The organism is Cupriavidus laharis, from assembly GCF_914271435.1.
Classification (GTDB): domain Bacteria; phylum Pseudomonadota; class Gammaproteobacteria; order Burkholderiales; family Burkholderiaceae; genus Cupriavidus; species Cupriavidus laharis.
Genome location: NZ_CAJZAI010000004.1, coordinates 56,654 through 81,130, shown reverse-complemented (window position 1 = coordinate 81,130; position 24,477 = coordinate 56,654). Strand labels below are relative to the sequence as shown.

Genomic DNA, 24,477 nt, shown 5'->3' with positions numbered 1-24,477 from the left:
CATTCTTCTCACTACCATCGCTTGCCCTCTGCCGTTCCCAGCAGCGGGCGCAATTTCTCGGCAATCGCCTCGCGCGCACGGAAAATGCGCGACCGTACTGTCCCGATCGGGCAACCCATCGCCTCGGCAATCTCCTCATAGCTGAGGCCTTCGATCTCGCGCAGTGTGATGGCGGTGCGCAACTCTTCCGGTAACGCCTCCATCGCGCGGTTCACCGTCTCGGCAACCTGGCGCGTGTGAAGCATCGACTCCGGCGTATTGATATCCCTTAGTTGCTCACCGTCCGCAAAAGTTTCAGCCTCTTCCGTATCGATGTCGGTGGACGCCTCGGGCCGCCGGCCCTGGGTGGCCAGGTAGTTCTTGGCCGTGTTGACGGCGATCCGGTACAGCCACGTGTAGAAGGCAGATTCCCCGCGGAACTGGGGCAAGGCGCGATATGCCTTGATAAAGGCATCCTGCGCCACATCCTCGACTTCAGCGGGATCTCTCACCAGGCGCGAGATCAGGCGGATGATCTTGCGGTGGTACTTTGCCACCAGCAGCTCAAAGGCCCGCTTGTCGCCCTGTTGGACGCGTTCAACTAGGAGCTGATCGGCTTCGCGTTCGCTCACGTATGGCTCACCTGCAGTGTATCTCTTGGTTTGGTCGTCACGACGAACGTTGTATTTTACCTACGAACCACCGATTCCCAGTGCTTCAAAGTGCATGCTGTGACCGCTGCCTAACAATAACGTTCCCGATCACCTTGCGCCGGTTGCACCTCTCTTGCAACCGCCATTGCCAGTCGCGCCGCGCGCACCACACGCGGGGAACGCGCCTGGAACGGCAATACCAACAGACCGCGAGTCCTATCGGGGCCCTGCGCCAAGCTCAGGAAAAGAATGCCTCCGATGTTCCAGCTACCCGTCACGACAGCGGTTTCGCTGCCGGCACCAGGCAGCCGCAACACGACGCGGGGCATGCCGTAACGCTGCGGTGACGGCAATACTGCGGAACATGACTGGCCGGCCCATGACCACCAGTCGCGCGAGGTCCGGACCAGCATGGCAGTCACGCCGAACCACGCGGCACAAATCAGGAAGGGAAAGACGCTACCGGCCGGCCCATGGCGCGTTGCCGCACCCAGACACATCCGGGCCAGCAGGCCAAGGGCAACAGCCTCGCCGGCCCAGAACACAAGCAAGGCCCACCGCAAGCGGTAAGGCCCGCCGAGCCGAGGGCTGGCGAGGAGCTTTCGCAACACCGAATCAGGCGCGGCGGAAGACAAGCGTGCCGTTGGTACCGCCGAAGCCGAAGTTGTTCTTCACGGCCACATCGATCTTCATTTCACGCGCCGTATTGGCCACGTAGTCCAGGTCGCACTCCGGATCCTGGTTATCGATGTTGATGGTCGGCGGGGACACCTGGTGATGCAGCGCCAGCACGGTGAACACCGACTCCAGGCCGCCAGCGCCACCCAGCAGGTGGCCGGTCATCGACTTGGTCGAATTCACCACCATCTTGTAGGCGTGGTCGCCGAAGGCCTGCTTGATGGCATCGGTTTCGTTCTTGTCGCCGAGCGGCGTGGACGTGCCGTGCGCGTTCAGGTATTGCACCTGGTCCGGGTTGATGCCCGCATCCCTGAGTGCATTGACCATGCAGCGGCGCGGACCGTCCATGTTCGGCGCGGTCATGTGGTAGGCGTCGCCACTCATGCCGAAGCCAATCAGCTCCGCATAGATGCGCGCGCCCCGGGCCTTTGCCGACTCGTATTCTTCCAGCATCACGACGCCGGCACCCTCGCCCAGCACGAAGCCGTCGCGGTCCTTGTCCCACGGGCGCGAAGCCGCTGCCGGGTCGTCATTGCGCGTCGACAGGGCGCGCGCGGCCGCAAAGCCGCCAATGCCCAGCGGTGACACGGTCGACTCGGCACCGCCCGCCAGCATGGCGTCGGCATCGCCTGCCTGGATCAGGCGGGCGGCCAGGCCGATGCTGTGCAGGCCGGTCGTGCAGGCCGTCACCGCAGCGAGGTTCGGCCCCTTCAGGCCGTGCATGATCGACAGGTGGCCCGAGATCATGTTGATGATCGATCCCGGCACGAAGAACGGAGAAATGCGGCGCGGACCCCGCTCGGTCAGCGTGGCATGCGTTTCCTCGATCATTGGCAGGCCGCCAATGCCCGAGCCGACCAGCACGCCGATGCGCTCCGCATTGGCATCGGTCACCTCCAGGCCGCTGTCCTTGAGCGCCTGCGCGCCGGCAGCGATGCCGTAGTGGATGAACGTATCCATGTTGCGGGCTTCCTTGGCGGGGATGTAATCCTCGGCATTGAAGCCCTTCACTTCACCGGCAAAGTGCACGGAAAGCGCGGAATGATCGAATTTGGTGACGGTGGCGATACCGGACTTGCCGGCAACCAGGTTGGCCCAGCCTTCGGCAACCGTGTTTCCGACCGGAGACACAAGGCCAAGCCCAGTGACAACGACGCGACGACGGCTCACTATGATTTCCTACGGGTGCGTGATGCAGGATCAGGGATACATGCCAACGCGCTCCGGAACCCGTTGGTTCGGTCCGCGCGGCAACACGCCCTGATTCTGCGTCTTCGAACAGACGAAAGCCACAGAAAACAGCAAGGCGCTACCGCAACGGTGCGCCCACCCGCCTTCTGTGGCTCGGAATTCAGAAACGACTGGCTCAGGCCTTGACGTGCGCGGTGGCGTAGTCGATAGCCTGCTGCACGGTCGTGATCTTTTCGGCTTCCTCATCAGGAATTTCCATGCCGAATTCATCTTCCAACGCCATCACGAGTTCAACCGTGTCCAGCGAGTCCGCACCGAGATCGTTCACGAACGACGATTCGTTCTTGATGTCTGCCTCGGCCACGCCAAGCTGTTCTGCCACGATTTTCTTGACGCGTTGTTCGATATTGTCCATGTAACCCTCCAGGGAAGTTCGACAAAAAGTGGGCGCATTTTAGCAGGTTTGGGGCGTCAGAAATGCCGCCTGCCAAGCTTTGCAAGAATCGCGCCCGATTGGTTCGGAAAACTACGACTTCAGGCGGCTTCTTCCGGCTTCTTCTCCGAACGAAGCGCCCAAAAATCCATTAATTCATGTACATGCCGCCGTTCACATGCAGCGTGGTGCCGGTGATATAGGCCGCTTGCGGACCGGCCAGGAAGGCCACCGCGTTGGCGATATCTTCCGGCTGCCCCAGGCGGCCCAGCGGGATCTGCTGCTTGAGCGAAGCGTGCTGCTCATCGGACAGCGCCTTGGTCATGTCGGTATCGATAAAACCCGGCGCAACGCAATTGACGGTCACGTTGCGGCTGCCGATTTCGGCCGCCAGCGAGCGGCTCATCCCCGCCACGCCTGCCTTGGCGGCAGAGTAGTTCATCTGGCCAGGGTTGCCCACCGAGCCGACCACCGAAGTGATATTGATGATGCGGCCGTGGCGCGCTTTCATCATCGGGCGCAGCACCGCGCGCGACAGGCGGAACACGGAGGTCAGGTTGGTCTGGATGACCGCCGCCCAGTCCTCGTCCTTCATGCGCATGGCGAGCTGGTCCTGCGTGATGCCGGCATTGTTGACCAGCACGCCGATACCGCCATGGCTCTTCACGATCTCGTCGATCAGGGCGTCGCAGGCAGCCGCGTCATTGACGTTCAGCACCACGCCCTTGCCCTTCAGCCCTTCGGCGCCGAGGTATTCGGTGATGCCGGCAGCGCCGGACTCGCTGGTGGCGGTGCCAATCACGGTGGCGCCCTGGCGTGCCAGTTCCAGCGCGATGGCGCGACCGATGCCACGCGAGGCGCCGGTGACCAGCGCGACCTGGTTGTCGAGAAGTTTGGTCATGCGAATTATCCTTTCTTGCGATCGCTTACTTCAGCAGCGCCAGGGTTTCCTGCAGCGAGGCGGGATCGAAAATCGCACCGCCGACCAGATTGCCGTCGATGCGCTTGGTCATGCCGGCCAGTACCTTGCCCGGACCGCACTCGATCACGTGCGTGACGCCTTCGGCAGCCATCTTCTGCACACATTCCACCCAGCGCACCGGCGCGGCGGCCTGGCGCACCAGCGCGTCCTTGATCGCCTCCGGATCGCTGATGATGGCGACATCCACATTATTGACCAGCGGAATGGCCGGCGCCGAGAACGTCAGGCCAGCCATGCGCTCGCGCAGGCGGTCCGACGCCGGCTTGAGCAGCGACGAATGGAACGGCGCCGACACCGGCAGCGGCAGCGCGCGCTTGGCGCCCTTGGCCTTGGCGACTTCGCAGGCCTTCTCGACGCCGGCCTTGCTGCCTGCGATCACGACCTGCGACGGCGCGTTGAAATTCACGGCCTCGACCACGCCCGCGGCCGATGCCTCGGCGCAGGCGGCGCGCACGTCATCGTCGGACAGGCCCAGGATGGCGGCCATGCCGCCCTCGCCCACTGGCACGGCCTCCTGCATGGCCTGCGCGCGGAAGCGCACCAGGGGCACGGCTTCGGCAAACGGAATCACGCCAGCCGCGACCAGCGCCGAGTATTCACCCAGGCTGTGGCCGGCCACCATGGCGGGCACCGGGCCGCCGGCATCGAGCCACGCGCGGTAGATCGCCACGGCGGCAGTCAGCATGACCGGCTGGGTGTTGGTGGTCAGGTTCAGTTCTTCAGCCGGGCCTTCGGCGATCAACCGACCGATGTCCTGGCCGAGTGCCGTCGAGGCTTCCTCCAGGGTCGCGCGCACCACGGCGTTGTCGGCGAACGCATTGAGCATGCCGACCGATTGCGAGCCCTGGCCGGGAAATACGAAAGCAAATTTCATCGGAGTGCAATCCTAGATTGGAATACCGGTAGCCGCGCGGCCGGCCTTGCCCGCCGCGCCGGCCGTCGTTACATGCGCAGCAGCGCAGCGCCCCAGGTAAAGCCGCCGCCCACGCCTTCCAGCAGCACGGTATGGCCCGGGCGGATGCGGCCATCGCGCACCGCGGCATCGAGGGCCAGCGGAATCGAGGCGGCCGAGGTATTGCCATGTTCATGCACGATGGCCACCATGCGTTCGGCGGGCAGGCCGAGCTTGCGCGCGGTGCCCTGCATGATGCGGATATTGGCTTGGTGGGGAATCAGCCAGTCGATCTGCTCGGGCTGGATCTCCGCGGCGGCCATCGCCTCGCGCGCCACCTTGTCCAGCACGGTCACGGCAAGCTTGAACACCGCCTGGCCGTCCATTTGCAGGAAGGCGTTGCCCGCGATAGCGCCACCGGAGACGTTGCCCGGCACGCACAGGATGTCCACGTGGCTGCCATCGGCGTGCATCGCCGTCGACAGGATGCCCGGCTCGTCGGATGCCGTCAGCACGACCGCGCCTGCGCCATCGCCGAACAGCACGCAGGTGGTGCGGTCGTTGAAGTCGAGAATGCGCGAGAACACTTCGGTGCCGATCACCAGCACATTGCGGTGCGAGCCGCTGCGGATGAACTTGTCGGCCGTAGCCAGTGCATACATGAAGCCCGCGCAGACCGCCTGCAGGTCGAATGCCGCGCACTGGTTGGTGATGCCGAGCTTGTTCTGGATGATGCACGCCGTGCTCGGGAACACGAAGTCCGGCGTCGACGTGGCCACCAGGATCAGGTCGATGCTCTGGCGATCGATGCCGGCTGCCTCGATCGCCTTCTCGGCAGCCTTGACGGCCAGGTCACTGCTCGTCACATCCGGCTCGGCCCAGTGGCGCGCCGAGATGCCGCTGCGCGAGAAGATCCACTCGTCGCTGGTCTCGATGCCCTTTTCGGCAAGCTGCGCCGCCAGATCATGGTTGGTCACGCGCCGCGGGGGCAGGTAGCTCCCGGTACCGATGATTTTTGCGTACTTGGTCATGTAGTGTCGGATCGATTTGTCCGTATGGCAGCCCCGGGCGCCGGCCTGATGCATCAGGCGGCGCGGGTGCTGGGGTGCGGGTTCGGTGCTGTCTCCGGGCCGGCCGGCGCAGCGCCCGCAGCGCTGGTCTTGTCGGCGAATGCCCTTGCTATGCGTTCGATGACGCCGTTCTTGGCGGCATCATACCCGCGTTTGATCGCCCATTCAAAAGAATGGGCATCGGCCGAGCCGTGGCTCTTGATCACCAGCCCGCGCAGGCCCAGCAGCGACGCGCCGTTGTACCGTGCCGGATCCAGCCGCTTGGCCAGGCGCGACAACACCGGCATGGCAATACCCGCCAGGAGCTTGGTGAACCAGGACCGGGTGAATTCTTCCTTGATCATGCCGCCGATCATCTTGGCCAGGCCTTCGGTGCTCTTGAGCGCCACGTTGCCGACAAAGCCATCGCATACGACGATGTCGGTCGTGCCCTTGAAGATGTCGTTGCCTTCCACGTTGCCATGGAAATTCAGCTCCGAGGCCCGCAGCAGTTCACCCGCGCGCTTGACCACCTCGTTGCCCTTGATCACTTCCTCGCCGATATTGAGCAAGCCTACCGTGGGGTGTTCCTTGTGGTCCACCACGGCCACCATGGCCTCTGCCATGCGAGCAAACTGCAGCAGGTGCTCCGGTTCGCAATCGGCGTTGGCGCCCAGGTCCAGCACGGTGGTGCCCCAGCCCTTCTCGTTGGGAATGGTGGTGGCGATGGCCGGGCGCTCGATGCCTTCGAGCGTCTTCAGCACATAGCGCGACACCGCCATCAGCGCGCCGGTATTCCCGGCGGAAACGCAGGCACCCGCCAGGCCTTCCTTGACCTGGGTCACCGCGACCCGCATCGAGGAATCCTTCTTCTTGCGGAGTGCCACTTCCACCGGGTCATCCATGGTGATGACCTCGGTCGCCGGCACGATACTGACGCGCGGATGGTCCTGTGCGTGCAGCTTCTTCAACTGCGCCTGGATGGCATCGGGCAGGCCGACCAGCACCACCTCGGCATCGTCATGGCTGGAAAGAAAACTGATCGCCGCCGGGACCGTCACGGAAACACCGTGGTCGCCGCCCATGCAGTCGATAGCGATTTTGATCGTCATTGTTCCGGATACGGATTACGCATCGGCGCCGGCACCAGGCCGGTTCGCGTCGCGAGCGCCCAACAAAAAAGCGGCAACGATCTTGCCGCTTTTTTGTCTCTGACCTACAGGCATGCGCGAGCGAGACGCAATGTCACGCCGAACAAAGCGATCAGTCGTTCTTGGTCTTGATGACCTTGCGACCACGGTAGTAGCCGTTCGGGCTCACGTGGTGGCGCAGGTGGGTTTCGCCGGTGGTCGGCTCAACTGCCAGCGGGGCGACCGACAGGTGGTCGTGCGAACGGTGCATGCCGCGCTTGGACGGCGACTTCTTGTTCTGTTGAACAGCCATGATGACTCCTTCGAGAATTTTTCAATATTAACACACGCATCCTGCACTAGGCGTAGCCGGGGCCCGGCCGGATGCTTCAACCACTACCTGCAAGTCCTTGCGTCGTGCCGCTCCGCGGCGTCAGTGCTTGGTCTTCAGGCCGGCCAGCGCCGCGAAGGGCGACGGCCGCTTTTCCTCTTCTTCCGGCGGAGCCTCAGGCTCCACCTCGCCGTCCGCGCCGGTCACGAGACTCTCGTGCACAGCCGGGCAAACGGTATGCTTGGGCGCCGCCGGCAACGCCAGCAACACCTCGTCTTCAATCAGTTCCAGCAACGAAAATCGCTTGGAGCCGACAATCGCGTCGAGCTCGTCATCGTCCATCGGCGCGGCATCGGCCGCCGCATCGCTGACGAATACCTCAAAGCGCATCGACGTGGCGATGGGATCGGCAAAGACCTCCAGGCAACGCTGGCAATCCAGCCAGACCTGGCCTTTCACCGCGAGATCCAGAAACAGGCGCTGCACCACAGGCGCGCCTGGCTCGGCCGCCTCTTCGCGCGCAAACCCGGTGGCCGTATAAGTGAACACCTCGTCCCGCGCCGAAGCTGGCGCTTGCGCGGCCGTCTCGGCTAAGATGCGCGGCAAATCCTGCACCGCCACTTCGCCGGCTGCGCTGCCGCCCTTGCGGCAGAAAGCAAAGAGATCTAGCTCGCGCAGGTCGATCGGCTGGGTCATATTGCTGCTCATGCTTGGCTCGCCGCATCCTGAGCCAGCAGCCATCGGCAGCATGGCAACCCGTGTTCGGATGCAGCTAAACATGTAATTATAAGACGAAAATCACTCCTCGGTCAAAGGCCTTGCGTGCTCAGACCCTTGAATTCCTGTTCCGCTTCAATCACTTATGAGTTCACAACCGCTTCCCAGACTGATCCTGGGCTCCAGTTCGCCCTATCGGCGCGAGTTGCTGGAGCGGCTGCGCCTGCCTTTCGAGGTGGCGGTGCCCGATATCGACGAAACCCCGCTGGACGGCGAAACGCCCGAGGCCACCGCATTGCGCCTGTCGCTGAATAAAGCTCAGGCCATCGCGCAGCGCCACCCTGCTGCCCTGGTCATCGGGTCGGACCAGGTGCTGACGCTGGATGGCCGACAGATGGGCAAGCCGGGCTCCCATGACAAGGCACGCGAGCAGTTGCAGCGGATGCGCGGACGTACCGCCACCTTCCATTCCGCGCTCTGCCTGCTCGACGGACGCACCGGCCAGTCGCAACTTGCCGACGTGCAGACGCATGTCACCATGCGCGACCTCAGCGATGCCGAGATCGATGCCTACCTGCACCTGGAAAAGCCGTACGATGTCGCCGGCAGCGCCAAGTCGGAAGGCCTGGGCATCGCACTGCTGTCGCGCGTGGAGTCGGATGACCCGACCGCGCTGGTCGGCCTGCCGCTGATCGCGCTGACGGCGATGCTGCGCCAGGCCGGCTACCCCCTCTTTGCCGCATGAGCGGTACGAGTGCGAATACGATGAGACGATGAGCGGCATCCTTTACCTGATCCCCAACACCCTGGGCAAGCGCGACGAAGCCGATCCGCTGCCCGATGTCATCCCGGCGGGCGTCCAGCAGATCGCTGCGCGACTGGACTACCTTGTGGCGGAAAACGCCAAGACCGCGCGTGCCTTCCTCAAGAAGCTGGGCGAAACGTGCCCGCTCGCGCGGCCGATCCAGCAGATCGAGATCCGCGAACTGAACGTCAATACCCGCGCTGAGGCACTGGCCGACTTGCTCGCCCCGCTGGCTGCGGGACGCGACGGTGGCCTGTTGTCCGAAGCCGGCGTGCCCGCCGTGGCGGACCCCGGCGCCGAACTCGTGCGGCTGGCCCACGGCCGTGGCATTCGCGTGCGTCCGATGGTCGGACCGAGCTCGATCCTGCTCGCCGTGATGGGATCGGGGCTGAACGGCCAGAGTTTTGCATTCAACGGCTATCTGCCGGTGGATCCCGACGAGCGCGCAAAGCGTCTGCGCGAACTGGAACAGCACTCGCGCAAGTTCCGCCAGACCCAGGTCTGGATTGAAACGCCGTACCGCAACGGCGCCCTGCTCGACGCGCTGCGCCAGCATTGCTCCGGCACGACGCTGCTCTCCGTGGCAGTGGATCTCACGCTGCCAACCGAGACCATCGTCACGCTGCCGCTTTCGCAATGGCGACCGGACCGGCTGGACCTGCACAAGCGCCCTGCCATCTTTTCCTTGCTCGCCGACTGAAACGCCGCCGAAGCGGGAAGGAAACTCAGGCTCCCCGGCAGATAATGACCGCCCCGGGGAGCCCTCTCTTATCGCATGCCCCGCAGCCCCGTGCTCCAGAGCATTGTTTTCATGGCCGCCGTGCCCACTGCTGCGCCAAAGCGCTTGGCCACGCGCTCGGCAATGTTCTCCTTGACCGTGTAATCGACGATGTCCTCGGCCTTGAACAGGTCGCGTGCCACATAGTCGGCATTCCCCAAGCCATCGGCCAGGCCCAGTTCGACACTACGCTCTCCCGACCAGAACAGGCCCGAAAACAGCTCGGGGTCGTTCTTGAGGCGGTCGCCGCGCCCTTCCTTCACCACATCGATGAACTGCTGGTGGATCTCCTTGAGCATCGCCTCGGCGTAGGCCTTCTGCCTGGGCACCTGCGGGGAGAACGGATCCAGCATGCCCTTGTTGGCGCCGGAGGTGTACAGGCGGCGCTCCACGCCGATCTTGTCCATCAGGCCCGTAAAACCGAAGCCGTCCATCAGCACACCGATGGACCCGACGATGCTGGCCTTGTCGACGTAGATCTTGTCCGCAGCGGCGGCTACGTAATAGCCGCCAGACGCGCAGATTTCTTCCACCACCACATAGAACGGCTTGGACGGGTACAGCGTGCGCAGGCGATGGATCTCGTCATTGATGATGCCGGCCTGCACCGGCGAGCCGCCGGGCGAGTTGATCTTGAGGATCACGCCGGCCGCATTGCTGTCGGCAAAGGCCGCCTGCAGTGATGCGTTGATCGATTCCGCGCTGGCCGGGGTTCCCGCCGCGATCTCGCCATCGAGCGAGACCATGGCGGTATGCTTGCCGGTGCCGATGGCACTGTCGCCCTTGAAATCGAACACGGCGAGGAAGATCACGAGCAACACGGCCAGCCCAGCGAAACGGAAGAAGATGCGCCAGCGGCGGGCGGCGCGCTGTTCGCGCAGCGTCGCCATCAGCACCTTTTCGAGCACGTCGCGCTCCCAGCCCGCGCCACCGCCGACCGGACCGCTGCCCTTGCCGCCCTCTATGCGCGCCTTGCGCTCGCCGGCCTCGCGGCGCGCCGCATCATCGGAGGCACGCAGTTCGCGCTCGAGCGGATAGTCCGCCTTCCGGGCGGTCTCAAGGCGTTCCGCCCCGCCAGCGCTGCTGGCCGGACCCGGCGCTGCAGCAGGGCTGGCGCCCTCTTGTTCATCCGGCTGACCCGATTCGCCCAAAGGCGGTTTCTGTTGTTCTGTCATGCAAGTGGCTCGTGGAAAGGCTCTTGGAAGGGCTGCCGCGACGCGGCCGCGGTCCGTTTGCGGTCCGTTTACGCATTGACCGCCTGCTCCACAGGACGGTATGGCGCTTCAGGCACCCAGAATACCTTGCCGTCCCGCTCTTCGATGCGCAACTTGGCCAGTGCCGCGCCCCGGCAGGGACCACCGACGCACTGTCCGCTGTCGGGCTCATACATGGCCCCATGTGTCGCACAGATCAAGTATAGGCCCGAGGACTCGAAAAACCGCCCCTCCTGCCAGTCCAGCTCCATGGGCACGTGGGCGCACTGGTTCAGGTAGCCGTGCACGACGCCGTCAAAACGCACAGCGAAGGCGCCCACCTGGCGCGCATTGAGCTCGACCGTGAAGCGCACGCCGGTCCCGCCGTCGATCAGCGCCTCGGCGGGACACAGGAACTGCGCGGTCATGCCGTCGACGCTGGCCTCAGGCATTGGCCAGCAACCATTCCGTCAGGTCGCCGATCGAACCCGCGCAGTGGACTGGCATCATTGCGCGCAGGGAGTCCTCGGGGTGCGCACCATACGACACACCAATGCCGCAGGCGCCGGCATTGGCGGCCATCTGCAGGTCGTGCGTCGTATCGCCGATCATGACGGTACGGTCCATGTCCTGGCCCAGTTCGCGGGTCAGTTCCTGCAACATGGCCGGATGCGGCTTGGAAAAAGTCTCGTCCGCGCAGCGCGTGGCATCGAACAGCTGTGTCAGGCCGCTGGCGGCCAGCGCGCGCTGCAGGCCGACGCGGGTCTTGCCTGTCGCCACGCCGAGGAAATAGTGCTCCCCGTGCAAGGCCTCGAGCATTTCGCGCACGCCATCGAACAGCACCAGTTCGGCATCGCGGGTGAGGAAATGGTAGCGATAACGCTCGGCAAGACGAGGATAGTCGGCCGGATCCAGAGTCGGGACGGCGTAGGAGAGCGCATCTTTCAGGCCAAGGCCGATGACATGGCTGGCGGCGCTGTCGTCAGGCACGGGCAGCCCCAGGTCCCGGCTGGCCAACTGGATGCACTTTGCGATGGTCGGGGTGGAATCCATCAGGGTTCCGTCCCAGTCGAACACGATCAGGTCAAATCGTTGCCTGGCCATTGGTTTCCTTGTTGGCTTGGCGGGCGCCCGGCTCCGGGGCGCCCTGGTTTCTCTGGCTGCGCAATTGTTGCAGGAATCCGGTGCATTCATCCGGCAGTGGCGCCTCGACGACGAGCGGTTCGCCGGTAGCCGGGTGGATAAACGTCAGCTTGTGGGCGTGCAGGAACATGCGCTTGAGCCCAGGCCGTGCCCCGGCCCGCGCCAGCTGCTTGTTGAGCGCGAAGTCGCCGTACTTTTCATCGCCGACGATGGGAAAGCCGGAATGCGCCAGGTGCACGCGGATCTGGTGCGTGCGACCGGTCTTCAACTCGGCCTCGAGCAGCGTGAAGCCGGGAAACGCCTCGACCCGGCTGAATACCGTGTGCGACGCCAGGCCGTCCGCCTGTACGCGGACACGGCGCTCGCCGTCCGGCGTGCTGTACTTATATAGTGGCAGCCGGACGTGCTGGCGATTGTTCGGGAACTCCCCAGCCACACAGGCAAAGTAGCGCTTGTCCATACTGTTGCCACGGATCTGCTCATGCAGGTCGACCAGCGCCGAGCGCTTCTTGGCCAGCACCAGGATGCCGGACGTCTCCCGATCCAGCCGGTGGACCAGTTCGAGGAACTTGGCTTGCGGCCGCGCCTTGCGCAGTTGCTCGATGACGCCGAAAGCGACCCCGGAACCGCCGTGGACGGCCACGCCGGCAGGCTTGTTGATGATGAGCAGATGCGCATCCTCGAACAGCACCGGAAAATCGGCCGCCGGTACGGTTTGCCGCCCTGCTGCCTGTGAAGGTTCCGCCACCCGCATCGGCGGAATGCGTACCACGTCACCAATCTGCAGGCGGTAGGTGGCATCGACCCGTCCCTTGTTGACACGTACTTCGCCGGAACGCAGCACCCGATAGATATGGCTCTTCGGCACTCCCTTGGACACCTTCAGCAGGAAGTTGTCGATACGCTGCCCCTCGGCGCCTTCGTCAATCGTGACATACGCCACCTGGGGACCTGCCGGCGCGGACTGTGCCCCTGTTTCAATTTGATGGCGTAACTCATTCATTTTCAATATAATTTCCTCGCTGTTCCGGCCAATGACCGGCAGCGCAAGACCTGTGTAGGCGATTTATCGCATTTTACACTTGGGGTTGCCGCCAGCCCTTCCGTCTCCCGCTTATTCGCGTAACCCGCAAGCGCCAGACGGGCAAATGGCGGCAAAGCAGCACGCGCGCGATTGCCGGCGCGCAGGAAGTCGCCCATAGGTGGCTTCGGCAAGACCGGCAATTACGTGGGAACAAAGTGTTCAGGTAATACAGAATTTGAAGGCGGATGCCACGTGGCATCCGCTTCGGTGAGAGAAAGTCCCGCCGCACCGGGAAACGGTGCCGGCCGGCAGGCGGTGCCTGCCACTTGACTAGAAATACCGGCGCCCGGTCGCAGAACTCCAAGAAGTAGTAGGTGCGCCCGCCAGGAGATGTCAGGTGGCAAATCGCTGAGCCGTGTCCGAAAAACTTGCTCTTTGACGCGCCCAGGCCTTCCGTGGCCGGCCGCGATGTCGCCGGCGCCGGTTGTGCCGGCCCCGCATCGCCACCGGCATTCGGGAACGCGCCGGATTTCTGCGACAAGAGCAGCAGCCGGCGCTCTCTCCCGCCATGCGGACGTCCTCGCAGGCGTCGTCGCCTTTCTTTCACCCGCGCCCAGCCGGCTGCGTTCCGACGCAAACCGGCGCTTTTCGGCAATTCTCGCGCCTCGCTTCGCTCCCTTGCGTGCTTCATCGATCGCCGCGGACACCGCCTGACGGTGCCATCCGCGACACTGGAGTGAGGTATTGCGATGAAACGCATGCTGTTCAACGCGACGCAACAGGAGGAGTTGCGCGTCGCCATCGTCGACGGTCAGAAACTGATCGATATCGACATCGAAACCGCCGGGCGCGAACAGCGCAAGGGCAACATCTACAAGGGTGTCATTACCCGCATCGAACCGTCGCTGGAAGCCTGCTTCGTCAATTACGGCGAAGAGCGCCACGGCTTCCTGCCGTTCAAGGAAGTGGCCCGCGCCTACTTCAAGGAAGGCGTCGACGTGCGCAATGCGCGCATCCAGGACGCCCTGCACGAAGGCCAGGAACTGATCGTCCAGGTCGAGAAGGAAGAGCGCGGCAACAAGGGCGCGGCCCTGACCACCTTCATCTCGCTGGCCGGCCGCTACCTGGTGCTGATGCCCAACAACCCGCGCGGCGGCGGCGTGTCGCGCCGCATCGAGGGCGAGGACCGCCAGGAACTGCGCGAGACCATGGCGCAGCTGCAGGTACCGGACGGCATGAGCATCATCGCCCGTACCGCGGGCATCGGCCGCTCGGCAGAAGAACTGCAGTGGGACCTGAACTACCTGCTGCAACTGTGGAAGGCCATCGACGGCGCCGCCGGCGACAACAAGGCCCCGCTGCTGATCTACCTGGAATCGAGCCTGGTCATCCGCGCCATCCGCGACTACTTCCAGCCGGATATCGGCGAAATCCTGATCGACACCGACGAGATCTACGAACAGGCCCGCGCCTTCATGAGCGTGGTGATGCCTGACAACATGAACCGCGTGAAGAAGTACCGGGACGACGTGCCCCTCTTCTCGCGCTTCCAGATCGAACACCAGATCGAATCGGCCTACTCGCGCATGGTCATGCTGCCGTCGGGCGGCGCCATCGTGATCGACCACACCGAGGCACTGGTTTCCGTCGACGTGAACTCGGCACGCGCCACCAAGGGCGCCGACATCGAGGAAACCGCGCTGCGCACCAACCTCGAAGCCGCCGACGAAATCGCGCGCCAGCTGCGCCTGCGCGACCTGGGCGGCCTGATCGTGATCGACTTCATCGACATGGAGTCCGGCAAGGCCCAGAAGGACGTCGAAACCCGCCTGAAGGACGCACTGCGCCACGACCGCGCGCGCGTACAGATGGGCAAGATCAGCCGTTTCGGCCTGATGGAGCTGTCGCGCCAACGCCTGCGCCCATCGCTGTCGGAGGGCTCGCACATCACTTGCCCGCGCTGCAACGGCACGGGCCACATCCGCGATACCGAATCGTCCGCCCTGCAGGTGCTGCGCATCATCCAGGAAGAGGCGATGAAGGAAAACACCGCCGCCATCCACTGCCAGGTGCCGGTGGAGGTCGCCGCCTTCCTGCTGAACGAGAAGCGCCAGGAAATCAACCTGATCGAACTGCGCTTCAAGGTCAACGTGCTGCTGATCCCGAACAAGCACCTGGAGACGCCGCACTACAAGCTGGAGCGCCTGCGCCACGACGATCCGCGTCTGGAAGAAGGCATGGCCAGCTACCGCATGGCCGAAGCCGCCGCCAAGGAACTGGAGGCGGACACGAGCTACAGCAGCCGCAAGAAGGAAGACGCCAAGCCGCGCCAGGAAGCCGCGGTCAAGGGCATCACGCCGGAACAGCCGGCGCCCGTGTCGGTGCCGCGCCCCGAGCGCGCGCCGCGTCCGGAGGCCGCTCCCGTGGCCCCGCCCGTACCGGCGACCAAGCCTGTGGAAGGTGGCGGTTTCATCGCTTGGCTGAAGGGTCTGTTCGGTGCCCGCCCGGCAGCGCCGGTGGTCGTCGAGCCGGCCAAGCCTGTCACCAGCGAAGCGCGCAGTACCGATGGGCGTCGCGAGCGTGGCCAACGCGGCGAAGGCCGCGGCCAGGGCCAGCGTGGTGAACGTGGCGAGCGCGGTGAACGGGGTGAACGCACCGAGCGCGGTGAGCGGCAGCGTGGCGAACGCGGCCCGCGCGGCGAGCGCGCCGAGCGCCAGAACGGCGAGCGCACCGAACAACGCGAGCAGCGCGGCGAACGTCAAGGCCGTCAGCCACGCCAGGGTGATGCCCAGGGTACCCCGGCAGTGGCCCGCCAGACCGACGCAGCACAAGGCGAACGCGCCGAAGCCCGCCAGGAAGGCCGTCGCGACCGCAACCAGGAGCGCCGCGAACGGCAGCGCGAGCGCCAGCGTGACCGTGGCGAAGCGCGTGAAGCCGAAGCCGGCGAAGCCGCACCGGCTGAAGCGGTAGCCGCCATCCAGGCGGCCGCCAGCCTGCCGCAGGCAGCCTTCGAAGACACCCAGGCCACCGCGCGCGCCGAACTGCCGGAAGGCGCTGAAGCTGCAACCGAAGGCGGCGAAGGCGAGGAACGCCGCCGCCGCAACCGCCGCGGCCGCAACCGCTATCGCCGCGAGCGCGACGATTCGGTGCAGGCCACGCAGGATGACGCCGAGGCCGCCGCGTCCGCGGACGTCGTCGCCGACGCTACGGAAGCCGTTGCCGCCGAGGCCATCCCCGCGCCGGTTCCGGCCGCTGCTCCGGTAGCCGAGGTGCGTGAAGCGGAAGCCGTTGCGCTGGCCGCTGAGGCACCGGCCCAGGCCGTCGAGGCTGTTACCGCCACCGTGACCGAAGTCGCAGCCGAACCGGTTGTGACGCAGACGCCGCCACCCGTGGTTGCCGAAGCTCCGGCTGCCGACGTTGCGCCGGCGCCCGCCGTCGCCCAACCCGTGGCTGCAGCCGTCGAGCCGGTACCGGCTCCGCAAGCCGAGCCGGCCACGCCAGTCGTGCTGGCCGCGGTCGAGCCCGCGGCGGTTGAAGCAACGGCGGCAACCGCCGCCGCACCCGCAGTGGCAGCACCCGCTGCAGTGACCAGCCCGTCCGCCCTGTCGCTGGAAGGCCTGCAGCCGATGCTGGCCACGGCAGGCCTGGAGTGGGTCAGCACGGACAGCGAGAAGCTGCGCGCAGCCCAGGAGGCCGCCGCACGCATCGTGCCCGCGCCGCGCGTGCCGCGTGAGCGCAAGCCGCTACCGCCGTTGCCGCAAGGCCCGATGATCCTGGTCGAGACCGGCGGCCGCGAGGTCGAGATGGCCGCACAGCAGTAAGCGCCACATTTCCTGCCAGCAGGGATCGAAGGGGACGGCCAGGCCGTCCCCTTTTTCATGCATGGTCAATCCGGATGCCGGCAGCCGGCCTCAGCTAGAATGACACCAGAATGCATCCGATCCCCCGAGCCCTGCTCTCCGGAAGCATCGCCCATCGACAGGCCATGACCGAAACCGTCATTCCCATCTTCGACCTGCGCGATCATCGCTACCGCTCGATGACGCCCAGCATCCCCGAAACGCTGCTTGAGCCTTCCGGGCTGGTCGCCGATACCCGGGCGCGCCCGCTGCATGACCTGCGCATCTCGGTGACGGACCGCTGTAACTTCCGCTGCGTGTATTGCATGCCGAAGGAAGTCTTCGACAAGGACTACACCTTCCTGCCGCATTCGGAGCTGCTGAGCTTCGAGGAAATCGAGCGCACGGCGCGCCTGTTCGTCAGCCTGGGCGTAGAGAAGATCCGCCTGACCGGTGGCGAGCCGCTGTTGCGCAAGAACATCGAGAAGTTGGTGGAAATGCTGGCGCGTATCGAGACCGCCTCCGGCAAGCCGCTGGACCTGACGTTGACCACCAATGCATCACTGCTCGCGCGCAAGGCGCAGTCGCTGCGCGATGCCGGCCTGAGCCGCGTAAGCGTGAGCCTCGACGCCATGGACGATGCCACCTTCCGCCGCATGAACGACGTGGACTTCGCCGTGGCCGACGTGCTGCACGGCATCGAGACCGCGCAGGCCGTGGGGCTCGCACCGATCAAGGTCAACATGGTGGTCAAGCGCGGCACCAACGATGCCGAAATCGTGCCGATGGCCCGCCATTTCCGCGGCAGCGGCATCATCGTGCGCTACATCGAATTCATGGATGTCGGCGCCAGCAACCACTGGCAGATGGACGAAGTGCTGCCATCCACGGAAGTCGTGCGCCGCATCGACGAAGTCTTTCCGCTGGAGCCGGTGCAGGCCAACTACGCCGGCGAGACCGCTGAGCGCTGGCGCTACCGCGACGGCAGTGGAGAAATCGGCGTGATCTCCAGCGTGACGCACGCCTTCTGCGGCGACTGCAGCCGCATCCGGCTGTCGACGGAAGGCCGACTCTACCTGTGCCTGTTCGCGACCGAGGGCTATGACCTGCGCGCCCTGCTGCGTGGCGGCTACAGCGACCTGCAGGTTTCGAATGCCATCGCGCAGGTCTGGCAGGGCCGCACCGACAACTACTCCGAGCAGCGCAGCAACCCCGCGGTGCGGCAGGCCCGCGCCGAACGCAAGATCGAAATGTCATACATCGGCGGATGACATCGCGCCGAACCCAATCTTTCCGATGATTGCACGCGACGACATTACCGGCCTGATCCTGGCAGGCGGCAGGGGCAGCCGCATGGGCGGCACGGACAAGGGTCTCCAGCCCTTGCGCGGTACGCCCATGGCCATGCACACTATGATGCGGCTGACGCCACAAACCGGCGCGCTGATGATCAACGCGAACCGGAACCTGTCGGCCTACGAGTCGTTCGGCGTGCCGGTAGTGACCGATTCGGTGCCCGACTTTGCCGGCCCGCTGGCCGGCATGCTGGCCGGGCTCGAGCAATGCCCCACCGGCTGGATGGTCACCGCGCCGTGCGATTCGCCGTTCCTGCCCACCGATCTGGTGCAGCGGCTCGCCGACGCGATCGAAGCCGAAGGCGCCGAGCTGGCGATCCCGGTCACGGTCGATGCGGACGGCCGCCGCCAGCTCCAGCCGGTCTTTTGCCTGATGCCGGTCAGCATGCTGGACAGCCTGCTCGCCTACCTGAATGGCGGCGGACGCAAGATCGAAACCTGGGCTGCCTCGCACCGGCTCGCAGAAGTCCTGTTCGATGACGCCGGCGCCTTTGCCAATATCAACACCCTCGACGAGCTGCGCGCGCACGAAGCCGGCTAAAGGCCCGTTCCCACCATGCCATCCCTGCAATCCGTTATTTCCTGCCTGTCGGACTACGACCCCACCGCCCTGCCCGTGGCCCACGCCAACCGCATCATCGGCGAGGTGGTGGAGCCGGTGCGCGGCGTCGAGCAGGTGCCCATCCGCAGCGCGCTGGACCGTGTGCTGGCCGAGGACATCGTCTCGCCGATCGACGTACCGGCCCACGACAACTCGGCGATGGACGGCTACGCCTTCGCAAGCAGCGCGCTGCAGTCCGCCAATGCCGGACATGTGGAACTCGAAGTCGCCGGCACCGCATTCGCGGGTGGCGACGCCAGCAGCCAGCCGGGCGCAGGCCAGGCCGTGCGCATCATGACCGGCGCGGTCATGCCCGAAGGCTGTGACACCGTGGTGCCCCAGGAGTTTGTCGAAGCGTCGGCGGACGGCGGCCGCATCCGCTTCGCCGCCGATACGGTGCGCGCCGGTGACAACCGCCGCCTGCGCGGCGAAGACCTGGCGCGCGGCCAGGCCGCGCTGCCGGCCGGACGCATCATCCAGCCGGCGGACCTGGGCTTGCTGGCCTCGCTGGGTTTTGCCGAGGTGCGCGTACGCCGCCGCCTGCGCGTGGCATTCTTCTCCACCGGCGATGAACTGCGCTCGATCGGCGAGCCACTGGACACGGGCTGCGTCTACGACTCGAACCGCTATACCCTGCACGGCATGCTCCGGCGCCTGAACGTCGACCTGATCGACATGGGCGTGGTGCGCGACGACCCCGCGGCGCTGGAAGCTGCATTCCGCTCGGCCTGCGAGAACGCAGATGCGGTCATCACCTCTGGCGGCGTCTCGGTCGGCGAAGCCGACTACACGAAGCAGATCATGGCCAGCCTGGGTGACGTCACCTTCTGGAAGATCGCCATGCGGCCCGGGCGGCCGATGGCGTTCGGGCGCATCGCCTCGGGCGGGCGCGACGCGCTGCTCTTCGGCCTGCCGGGCAACCCGGTGGCCGTCATGGTGACCTTCTACCATTTCGTGCGGGCCGCGCTGCACCGGCAGATGGGCGCCAGCGTGCCGCCGCTGCCGCTGATGCGCGTGCGCAGCGCCCAGGCCATCCGCAAGAAGCCAGGCCGTACCGAATACCAGCGCGGTATCCTGGCGCGCGGCGAGGACGGCGGCTGGGAAGTGCGTGTCACCGGACAGCAAGGCTCCGGCGTCCTGCGCTCGATGAGCGAGGCGAACTGCTTCATTGTGCTGGCCCATGAGCAGGATTCGGTCGGAGCCGGCGACATGGTCGACGTGATGCTGTTCGACGGGCTGGTCTGAGCGCTTGGCGGGCCGCTGGCCCGCATGCCGCCAATGTGTCGTTTTTGCGCCGCATATTGACGGCCGCCGCCGGCTGGCGGCAGGTGAAATGCACGCCACGCCGTTGCCGGGCTATGCGTGGGTCCGGGCAATCGCTACACTTGCCGCACGATTTAGAACCATTGCCATCCCCGTCATGAATCAGGAGATTGCCTACCTCCACCCGGTCAAGACCGCACGCGCACTGGTGCTGGTCTACCTGTGCTTTTCGGTGCCGATCGTCTCGCTGGGCCTGTTTGTCGCGTTTGTCCGCTATGGCGACCTGCCCGGCATCACCGTGTTCACCGCGCTGATCCTGAACGCACTGATCGGATTCGGACTGCTGTGGCTGGCCTGCAAGGCCTACAACTGGGTCGCCGCGCGCTTTGGCGGCATTGAAGTCCACGTGCGCGAACTGGCTCCCGAAGAGCAGCACTGACCCACTTCCAGGGCCGGCGCGCCAGCCGCGCCACCGGCCTCAGCCGCCCCCGTCTTCCGCCGCTTCGGGCACGCCGGTGCCCAGCAACTGCTGTGCCGCCTCGCCAGGCAAGGCTTCGACAGTCCGCAGCTTGCGCGCCATCTGGCGCGTGCGGACCTCGGCCTGTTCGATATTGCGCGCCGCGCGCTCGAGCGTATCGCGCGTCCTGGCTAGCACCTCGCCGAATTTCCCGAATTCCGTCTTCACGGCGCCCAGCACTTCCCAGACCTCGCTCGAGCGCTTTTCCAGCGCCAGCGTGCGGAAGCCCATCTGCAGGCTGTTCAGCAGCGCCGTCAGCGTGGTCGGCCCCGCTACCGTGACGCGGTAATCCCGCTGCATCCCATCGGTCAGGCCAGGCCGGCGCAACGCCTCGGCGTACAGCCCCTCCGTCGGCAGGAACAGGATGGCGAAATCGGTGGTGGCAGGCGGAGCGAGGTACTTCTCCGAAATGGTCTGCGCCTCGCGCCGCAGCGCCACTTCCAGTTCGCGGCCAAACGCGGCCACGCCGTCGACGTCGCCACGCTCCTGGGCATCGAGCAGCCGCTCGTACTGCTCCTTGGGGAACTTGGCATCGATCGGCAGCCAGACCGCGCCTTGTTCGGCATCCTTGCCGGGCAGGCGGATGGCGAACTCCACGCGCGCGCCCGAGTTGCGCACGGTTTCCACGTTTTTGTCGTACTGGTCGGGCGTCAGCATCTGCTCGAGCAGCATTTCGAGCTGTACTTCACCCCACGTGCCGCGCGACTTCACGTTGGTGAGCACCTTCTTCAGGTCGCCCACCCCCTGGGCCAGCACCTGCATTTCGCCCAGCCCTCGATGCACCTGCTCCAGCCGGTCCGAGACCAGCCGGAACGACTCGCCGAGCCGCTGCTCCAGCGTGGCGTGCAGCTTCTCGTCGACGGTGCGCCGCATCTCGTCCAGCTTGGCGGCGTTGTTCGCCTCGATGTCGCGCAGCTTCTGCTCCAGCGTGGCGCGCACCTCGGCCAGGCGACGCTCGTTGGCTTCGGACATCTGCGCGAGCTGCTGCTGCAGACCATCGCCAAAACGACGCAGCGACACCGCCTGCTCGTCACGCGCCTGCTGGCCCTGCAGCAGCAGGTTCTGCCGGACATGCTCGAGCTGCTGCGTATTCGATTCGGTCAGCTTGGCCAGCTGCTGGGCAAAGGTGTCGATCTGGTTGTTCTGCAGCGTGGCGATGCTGGTGAGCTGCGACGACAGTGTCTGCTGGAAGCGCAGCATCTGCTGGGCCGACTCCGAACGGCTGCCGCGCGCGGCCTCGGCCACTTCGTTGCGCAGTTCGCGTTCGAGCCGCTCCATGCCGCGCAGGTTTTCGGTGCGGGCATCGGCAAGCTGGCGCGGCAGGTCGCCCGCAGCGGCCGGCGTCGCGTGCTGACGCAGCAGGAGAATGACTAGCAGGACGAGCGCCAGCAGCGCCACGCCCAGCGTCAGTAAAGGAATCCAGGTCATGTGCAGAACTTCAGCGGCGGTGCCCCATCACTGCGGGATTGATTACCGAAGGCGGATGGCCGGCATTGGGACCGGCGCCAAGCGCCGCGATCAGGTTGTCCGCAGCCAGCATCGCCATGGCGCGGCGCGTCTGTTCCGATGCGCTGGCGATGTGCGGCGTCAGCACCACGTTGGGCACGATAAGCAGATCCGGATGGACGTTCGGCTCGCCCTCGAACACGTCGAGGCCCGCAGCAAAGATACGGCGCGCCTTGAGCGCCTGTGCGAGCGCCTCGTCGTCGACAATGCCGCCGCGCGCGAGGTTGACCAGCGTGGCCGTCGGCTTCATCTGGTTCAGTTCGGCGCCGCCGATGGCATGATGGCTTTCCGGTCCGTACGGCAGCACCAGCATCAGGTGATCGGACTGCTGCAGCAATTCAGCCTTGCTCACATAGCGCGCGTTGAGCGCGCGCTCGGTCGCCTCGGGCAACTGGCTGCGGTTGTGGTACAGCACGGCCATGCCAAACCCGGCCGCGCGGCGTGCCAGTGCCTGGCCGATGCGCCCCATGCCGAGAATCCCCAGCGTGCTGCCGTACACATCCATGCCCACCAGCATGTCGTAGCTCCACCGCTGCCACTTGCCATCGCGCAGGTAATGCTCGGATTCGGTCACGCGGCGCGCGGTCGCCATCAGCAGCGCCCAGCCGAAGTCAGCCGTGGTCTCGGTCAGCACGTCCGGCGTATTGGTGGCGACGATGCCCGCCGCCGTCAGTGCGGGGATGTCGAGGTTGTTGTAGCCGACCGCCATGTTGCAGACGGCGCGCAGGTCCGGCAGCGCCGCGATCAGGCCGCCATCGACGCGGTCGGCAGCGTTGGTCAGCACGCCGGCCTTGCCAGCCAGGCGCGCCCTGAGCGCGGCGGCGTCGAGCACGGCGTCCTGCTGGTTGTCGTCGACGTCGAAGTACCGGGCGAGATGGTCGATGACGTCGGGAAAAATGGCGCGGGTGACAAGGACAGACGGCTTCATGGCATCACACATGGAAAAAGAGGAACGTCATCACCAGGAACAGCGGCAAGAGGATGGAGCCAGACCACAGCATGTAGCCGAAGAAGCCAGGCATGCGCAAGCCGCGGTCTTCGGCAATGGCCTTCACCATCAGGTTCGGCGCATTGCCGATATAGGTATTGGCCCCCATGAATACCGCACCGGCCGAGATGGCCGCGAGCGTGGACGCATCGCGCGTCATCAGCGTGGCTGCATCGCCCCCGGCCGTATTGAAGAACACCAGGTAGGTCGGCGCATTGTCCAGGAAGGACGAGAGCAGGCCGGTCGCCCAGAAATACATGCCGTCGATGGGCTGGCCGCTGGTATCGCTCACGGTGCGAACCACGGCCGCAAATGCGCCATCCGTGCCCGCCTTGAGCATGGCGATGACCGGGATGATGGTCAGGAAAATGCCGGCAAAGAGCTTGCCAACCTCCAGGATCGGCTCCCAGCTGAACTCGTTGCCGCTGCGTGCAGTGTGCGGCGTGACCAGCAGCGAGACGACGGCCACAGCCACCAGCAGCACGTCGCGCACCGCGGCCTGCAGCGGCACTTCCGTGCCGAAGACGTCGAACGAGATGCCGGGCTTCCACAGCCCGCTCATCAGTACCAGCACGACGACCGCTAGCAGCAGCGCGAAGTTGAACTTGCCCTCGATGCGAATGCCGCGCGTGTCCGGCGTGGGATCGCTGCGCGCGGGCAATTCCTCTTCCCTGTTCAGGTAATAGTGCCGGTCCAGCAGGTAGAAGATGGCCAGCAGCGCCGCGCAAATGAACAGCGTCTCAGGCAGGATATTGCGCAAGGTCCAGAAGAAATCCACGCCTTGCAGGAAGCCCAGGAACAGCGGCGGATCACCGAGCGGCGTCAGTGAACCGCCGGCATTCGCCACAAGGAAGATGAAGAACACCACCACGTGCGCCACATGGCGGCGGTTGTCGTTGGCACGCAGCAGTGGCCGGATCAGCAGCATCGCGGCACCCGTCGTGCCCATGAGGCTCGCCAGCACGGTGCCCAGGGCAAGGATACCGGTATTGAGCCCCGGCGTTCCGTGCAGGTTGCCACGCACGCAGATGCCCCCGGCAACGATATAGAGGGCGGTAATCAGCGCAATGAACGGGATGTACTCGGCCAGCAGCGCATGCACCGCGCCGGCCAGCGCCGCATGCACGCCGAACACCACAGCAAACGGCAGCAGGAACAGCAGGCTCCAGGCCGCCGCGATCTTGCCATAGTGATGATGCCAGAGACGTGGCGCGAACAATGGGAACAACGCGATCGACAGCAGCATGCCGGCGAACGGCAGCCCCCACCACGCTGACAGGGCCGCACCGTCGAGGTCGGCGGCATGGGCCAGCGAAGGAAAAACGGCCAGCATGGCCACTAGCAGCAACAGCATGCGGACGCGTTGCATCGGATGAACTCTCCTTGGACAAGAATGCTCGTTGGCGGAATGCGCGCAACCTTGCCGCACA

Annotated in this window: 23 protein-coding genes; 7 read left to right on the top strand and 16 right to left on the bottom strand. The window is 65.4% G+C overall.

Annotated elements, in window-relative coordinates; translation table 11 throughout:
* Positions 1 to 11: 11 nt before the first annotated feature.
* The 9 genes from rpoE to LDO29_RS10220 all read right to left on the bottom strand — a co-directional run bounded on the left by rpoE (position 12) and on the right by LDO29_RS10220 (position 8,014).
* Complete coding sequence (gene rpoE, locus LDO29_RS10260) at positions 12 to 611, bottom strand: RNA polymerase sigma factor RpoE (protein WP_011298415.1); 600 nt, start codon at positions 609 to 611, stop codon at positions 12 to 14.
* A 636-nt stretch (positions 612 to 1,247) separates the two neighbouring features.
* The gene (fabF, locus tag LDO29_RS10255) at positions 1,248 to 2,480 is read right to left on the bottom strand and encodes a beta-ketoacyl-ACP synthase II (protein ID WP_224079685.1); all 1,233 of its coding nucleotides are present in this window, start codon (positions 2,478 to 2,480) and stop codon (positions 1,248 to 1,250) included.
* Positions 2,481 to 2,676: 196 nt separating this feature from the next.
* A complete protein-coding gene (gene acpP / locus LDO29_RS10250; RefSeq protein WP_008644813.1) occupies positions 2,677 to 2,916 on the bottom strand; it encodes an acyl carrier protein in 240 nt (79 codons plus the stop codon).
* Positions 2,917 to 3,085: 169 nt separating this feature from the next.
* Positions 3,086 to 3,835, bottom strand: a complete 750-nt coding sequence (fabG, locus tag LDO29_RS10245; protein WP_224079684.1) for a 3-oxoacyl-ACP reductase FabG — start codon at positions 3,833 to 3,835, stop codon at positions 3,086 to 3,088.
* 25 nt (positions 3,836 to 3,860) lie between these two features.
* Entirely contained in the window at positions 3,861 to 4,790 is a 930-nt protein-coding gene (gene fabD / locus LDO29_RS10240) for an ACP S-malonyltransferase (RefSeq protein ID WP_224079683.1), read from the bottom strand.
* Between the two features lie 68 nt (positions 4,791 to 4,858).
* Positions 4,859 to 5,839: a beta-ketoacyl-ACP synthase III gene (locus tag LDO29_RS10235; protein ID WP_224079682.1), complete on the bottom strand. Its 981-nt coding sequence runs from the start codon at positions 5,837 to 5,839 to the stop codon at positions 4,859 to 4,861.
* 53 nt (positions 5,840 to 5,892) lie between these two features.
* Positions 5,893 to 6,969, bottom strand: a complete 1,077-nt coding sequence (gene plsX / locus LDO29_RS10230; protein WP_224079681.1) for a phosphate acyltransferase PlsX — start codon at positions 6,967 to 6,969, stop codon at positions 5,893 to 5,895.
* Between the two features lie 151 nt (positions 6,970 to 7,120).
* A complete protein-coding gene (gene rpmF / locus LDO29_RS10225; protein ID WP_008644820.1) occupies positions 7,121 to 7,300 on the bottom strand; it encodes a 50S ribosomal protein L32 in 180 nt (59 codons plus the stop codon).
* Positions 7,301 to 7,420: 120 nt separating this feature from the next.
* Positions 7,421 to 8,014: a DUF177 domain-containing protein gene (locus tag LDO29_RS10220; protein ID WP_224079680.1), complete on the bottom strand. Its 594-nt coding sequence runs from the start codon at positions 8,012 to 8,014 to the stop codon at positions 7,421 to 7,423.
* Positions 8,015 to 8,180: 166 nt separating this feature from the next.
* On the opposite strand from LDO29_RS10220, the gene LDO29_RS10215 reads away from it, so the two are divergent.
* Positions 8,181 to 8,780 (top strand): Maf-like protein, encoded by a 600-nt coding sequence (locus LDO29_RS10215; protein WP_224079679.1) that lies wholly within the window; start codon positions 8,181 to 8,183, stop codon positions 8,778 to 8,780.
* A 28-nt stretch (positions 8,781 to 8,808) separates the two neighbouring features.
* Entirely contained in the window at positions 8,809 to 9,540 is a 732-nt protein-coding gene (locus LDO29_RS10210) for an SAM-dependent methyltransferase (RefSeq protein ID WP_224079678.1), read from the top strand.
* A 68-nt stretch (positions 9,541 to 9,608) separates the two neighbouring features.
* On the opposite strand, the gene LDO29_RS10205 is transcribed toward LDO29_RS10210, so the two are convergent.
* The 4 genes from LDO29_RS10205 to LDO29_RS10190 form a co-directional block, all read right to left on the bottom strand.
* Complete coding sequence (locus LDO29_RS10205) at positions 9,609 to 10,793, bottom strand: S49 family peptidase (RefSeq protein WP_224079677.1); 1,185 nt, start codon at positions 10,791 to 10,793, stop codon at positions 9,609 to 9,611.
* 68 nt (positions 10,794 to 10,861) lie between these two features.
* Positions 10,862 to 11,263, bottom strand: coding sequence for a Rieske (2Fe-2S) protein (locus tag LDO29_RS10200; RefSeq protein WP_224079676.1), 402 nt, complete (start codon positions 11,261 to 11,263; stop codon positions 10,862 to 10,864).
* Entirely contained in the window at positions 11,256 to 11,915 is a 660-nt protein-coding gene (locus LDO29_RS10195; protein ID WP_224079675.1) for an HAD-IA family hydrolase, read from the bottom strand. Before LDO29_RS10195 ends, LDO29_RS10200 begins: the two co-directional genes overlap by 8 nt.
* Complete coding sequence (locus tag LDO29_RS10190) at positions 11,896 to 12,957, bottom strand: RluA family pseudouridine synthase (protein ID WP_224079674.1); 1,062 nt, start codon at positions 12,955 to 12,957, stop codon at positions 11,896 to 11,898. The genes LDO29_RS10195 and LDO29_RS10190 overlap by 20 nt, the downstream gene beginning before the upstream one ends.
* 770 nt (positions 12,958 to 13,727) lie before the next feature.
* Between LDO29_RS10190 and LDO29_RS10185 the strand changes: the two genes are divergently transcribed.
* The 5 genes from LDO29_RS10185 (at position 13,728) to LDO29_RS10165 (ending at position 20,475) form a co-directional block, all read left to right on the top strand.
* Positions 13,728 to 16,799 (top strand): Rne/Rng family ribonuclease, encoded by a 3,072-nt coding sequence (locus LDO29_RS10185; protein ID WP_224079673.1) that lies wholly within the window; start codon positions 13,728 to 13,730, stop codon positions 16,797 to 16,799.
* Between the two features lie 164 nt (positions 16,800 to 16,963).
* A complete protein-coding gene (gene moaA, locus LDO29_RS10180) occupies positions 16,964 to 18,088 on the top strand; it encodes a GTP 3',8-cyclase MoaA (RefSeq protein WP_224079672.1) in 1,125 nt (374 codons plus the stop codon).
* Between the two features lie 25 nt (positions 18,089 to 18,113).
* Positions 18,114 to 18,713: a molybdenum cofactor guanylyltransferase MobA gene (gene mobA, locus LDO29_RS10175; protein WP_224079671.1), complete on the top strand. Its 600-nt coding sequence runs from the start codon at positions 18,114 to 18,116 to the stop codon at positions 18,711 to 18,713.
* 15 nt (positions 18,714 to 18,728) lie between these two features.
* On the top strand, positions 18,729 to 20,018 hold the full coding sequence (moeA, locus tag LDO29_RS10170) for a molybdopterin molybdotransferase MoeA (protein WP_224079670.1): 1,290 nt from the start codon (positions 18,729 to 18,731) through the stop codon (positions 20,016 to 20,018).
* Positions 20,019 to 20,193: 175 nt separating this feature from the next.
* The gene (locus LDO29_RS10165; RefSeq protein WP_224079669.1) at positions 20,194 to 20,475 is read left to right on the top strand and encodes a hypothetical protein; all 282 of its coding nucleotides are present in this window, start codon (positions 20,194 to 20,196) and stop codon (positions 20,473 to 20,475) included.
* Positions 20,476 to 20,514: 39 nt separating this feature from the next.
* On the opposite strand, the gene rmuC is transcribed toward LDO29_RS10165, so the two are convergent.
* The 3 genes from rmuC to LDO29_RS10150 are packed head-to-tail and all read right to left on the bottom strand — an operon-like array spanning position 20,515 to position 24,416.
* Entirely contained in the window at positions 20,515 to 21,981 is a 1,467-nt protein-coding gene (gene rmuC / locus LDO29_RS10160; protein WP_224079668.1) for a DNA recombination protein RmuC, read from the bottom strand.
* Between the two features lie 10 nt (positions 21,982 to 21,991).
* The gene (locus LDO29_RS10155) at positions 21,992 to 22,987 is read right to left on the bottom strand and encodes a 2-hydroxyacid dehydrogenase (RefSeq protein WP_224079667.1); all 996 of its coding nucleotides are present in this window, start codon (positions 22,985 to 22,987) and stop codon (positions 21,992 to 21,994) included.
* Positions 22,988 to 22,991: 4 nt separating this feature from the next.
* Positions 22,992 to 24,416, bottom strand: a complete 1,425-nt coding sequence (locus LDO29_RS10150) for a sodium:proton antiporter (protein ID WP_224079666.1) — start codon at positions 24,414 to 24,416, stop codon at positions 22,992 to 22,994.
* Positions 24,417 to 24,477: the final 61 nt, after the last annotated feature.

Excerpts from the sequence above, each read along its gene's own strand:
- acpP (WP_008644813.1), bottom strand. The coding sequence starts at position 2,916 with ATGGACAATATCGAACAACGCGTCAAGAAAATCGTGGCAGAACAGCTT.
- fabG (WP_224079684.1), bottom strand. The coding sequence starts at position 3,835 with ATGACCAAACTTCTCGACAACCAGGTCGCGCTGGTCACCGGCGCCTCG.
- fabD (WP_224079683.1), bottom strand. The coding sequence starts at position 4,790 with ATGAAATTTGCTTTCGTATTTCCCGGCCAGGGCTCGCAATCGGTCGGC.
- LDO29_RS10235 (WP_224079682.1), bottom strand. The coding sequence starts at position 5,839 with ATGACCAAGTACGCAAAAATCATCGGTACCGGGAGCTACCTGCCCCCG.
- plsX (WP_224079681.1), bottom strand. The coding sequence starts at position 6,969 with ATGACGATCAAAATCGCTATCGACTGCATGGGCGGCGACCACGGTGTT.
- rpmF (WP_008644820.1), bottom strand. The coding sequence starts at position 7,300 with ATGGCTGTTCAACAGAACAAGAAGTCGCCGTCCAAGCGCGGCATGCAC.
- LDO29_RS10220 (WP_224079680.1), bottom strand. The coding sequence starts at position 8,014 with ATGACCCAGCCGATCGACCTGCGCGAGCTAGATCTCTTTGCTTTCTGC.
- LDO29_RS10215 (WP_224079679.1), top strand. The coding sequence starts at position 8,181 with ATGAGTTCACAACCGCTTCCCAGACTGATCCTGGGCTCCAGTTCGCCC.
- LDO29_RS10210 (WP_224079678.1), top strand. The coding sequence starts at position 8,809 with ATGAGCGGCATCCTTTACCTGATCCCCAACACCCTGGGCAAGCGCGAC.
- LDO29_RS10205 (WP_224079677.1), bottom strand. The coding sequence starts at position 10,793 with ATGACAGAACAACAGAAACCGCCTTTGGGCGAATCGGGTCAGCCGGAT.
- LDO29_RS10200 (WP_224079676.1), bottom strand. The coding sequence starts at position 11,263 with ATGCCTGAGGCCAGCGTCGACGGCATGACCGCGCAGTTCCTGTGTCCC.
- LDO29_RS10195 (WP_224079675.1), bottom strand. The coding sequence starts at position 11,915 with ATGGCCAGGCAACGATTTGACCTGATCGTGTTCGACTGGGACGGAACC.
- LDO29_RS10190 (WP_224079674.1), bottom strand. The coding sequence starts at position 12,957 with ATGAATGAGTTACGCCATCAAATTGAAACAGGGGCACAGTCCGCGCCG.
- LDO29_RS10185 (WP_224079673.1), top strand. The coding sequence starts at position 13,728 with ATGAAACGCATGCTGTTCAACGCGACGCAACAGGAGGAGTTGCGCGTC.
- moaA (WP_224079672.1), top strand. The coding sequence starts at position 16,964 with ATGACCGAAACCGTCATTCCCATCTTCGACCTGCGCGATCATCGCTAC.
- mobA (WP_224079671.1), top strand. The coding sequence starts at position 18,114 with ATGATTGCACGCGACGACATTACCGGCCTGATCCTGGCAGGCGGCAGG.
- moeA (WP_224079670.1), top strand. The coding sequence starts at position 18,729 with ATGCCATCCCTGCAATCCGTTATTTCCTGCCTGTCGGACTACGACCCC.
- LDO29_RS10165 (WP_224079669.1), top strand. The coding sequence starts at position 20,194 with ATGAATCAGGAGATTGCCTACCTCCACCCGGTCAAGACCGCACGCGCA.
- rmuC (WP_224079668.1), bottom strand. The coding sequence starts at position 21,981 with ATGACCTGGATTCCTTTACTGACGCTGGGCGTGGCGCTGCTGGCGCTC.
- LDO29_RS10155 (WP_224079667.1), bottom strand. The coding sequence starts at position 22,987 with ATGAAGCCGTCTGTCCTTGTCACCCGCGCCATTTTTCCCGACGTCATC.
- LDO29_RS10150 (WP_224079666.1), bottom strand. The coding sequence starts at position 24,416 with ATGCAACGCGTCCGCATGCTGTTGCTGCTAGTGGCCATGCTGGCCGTT.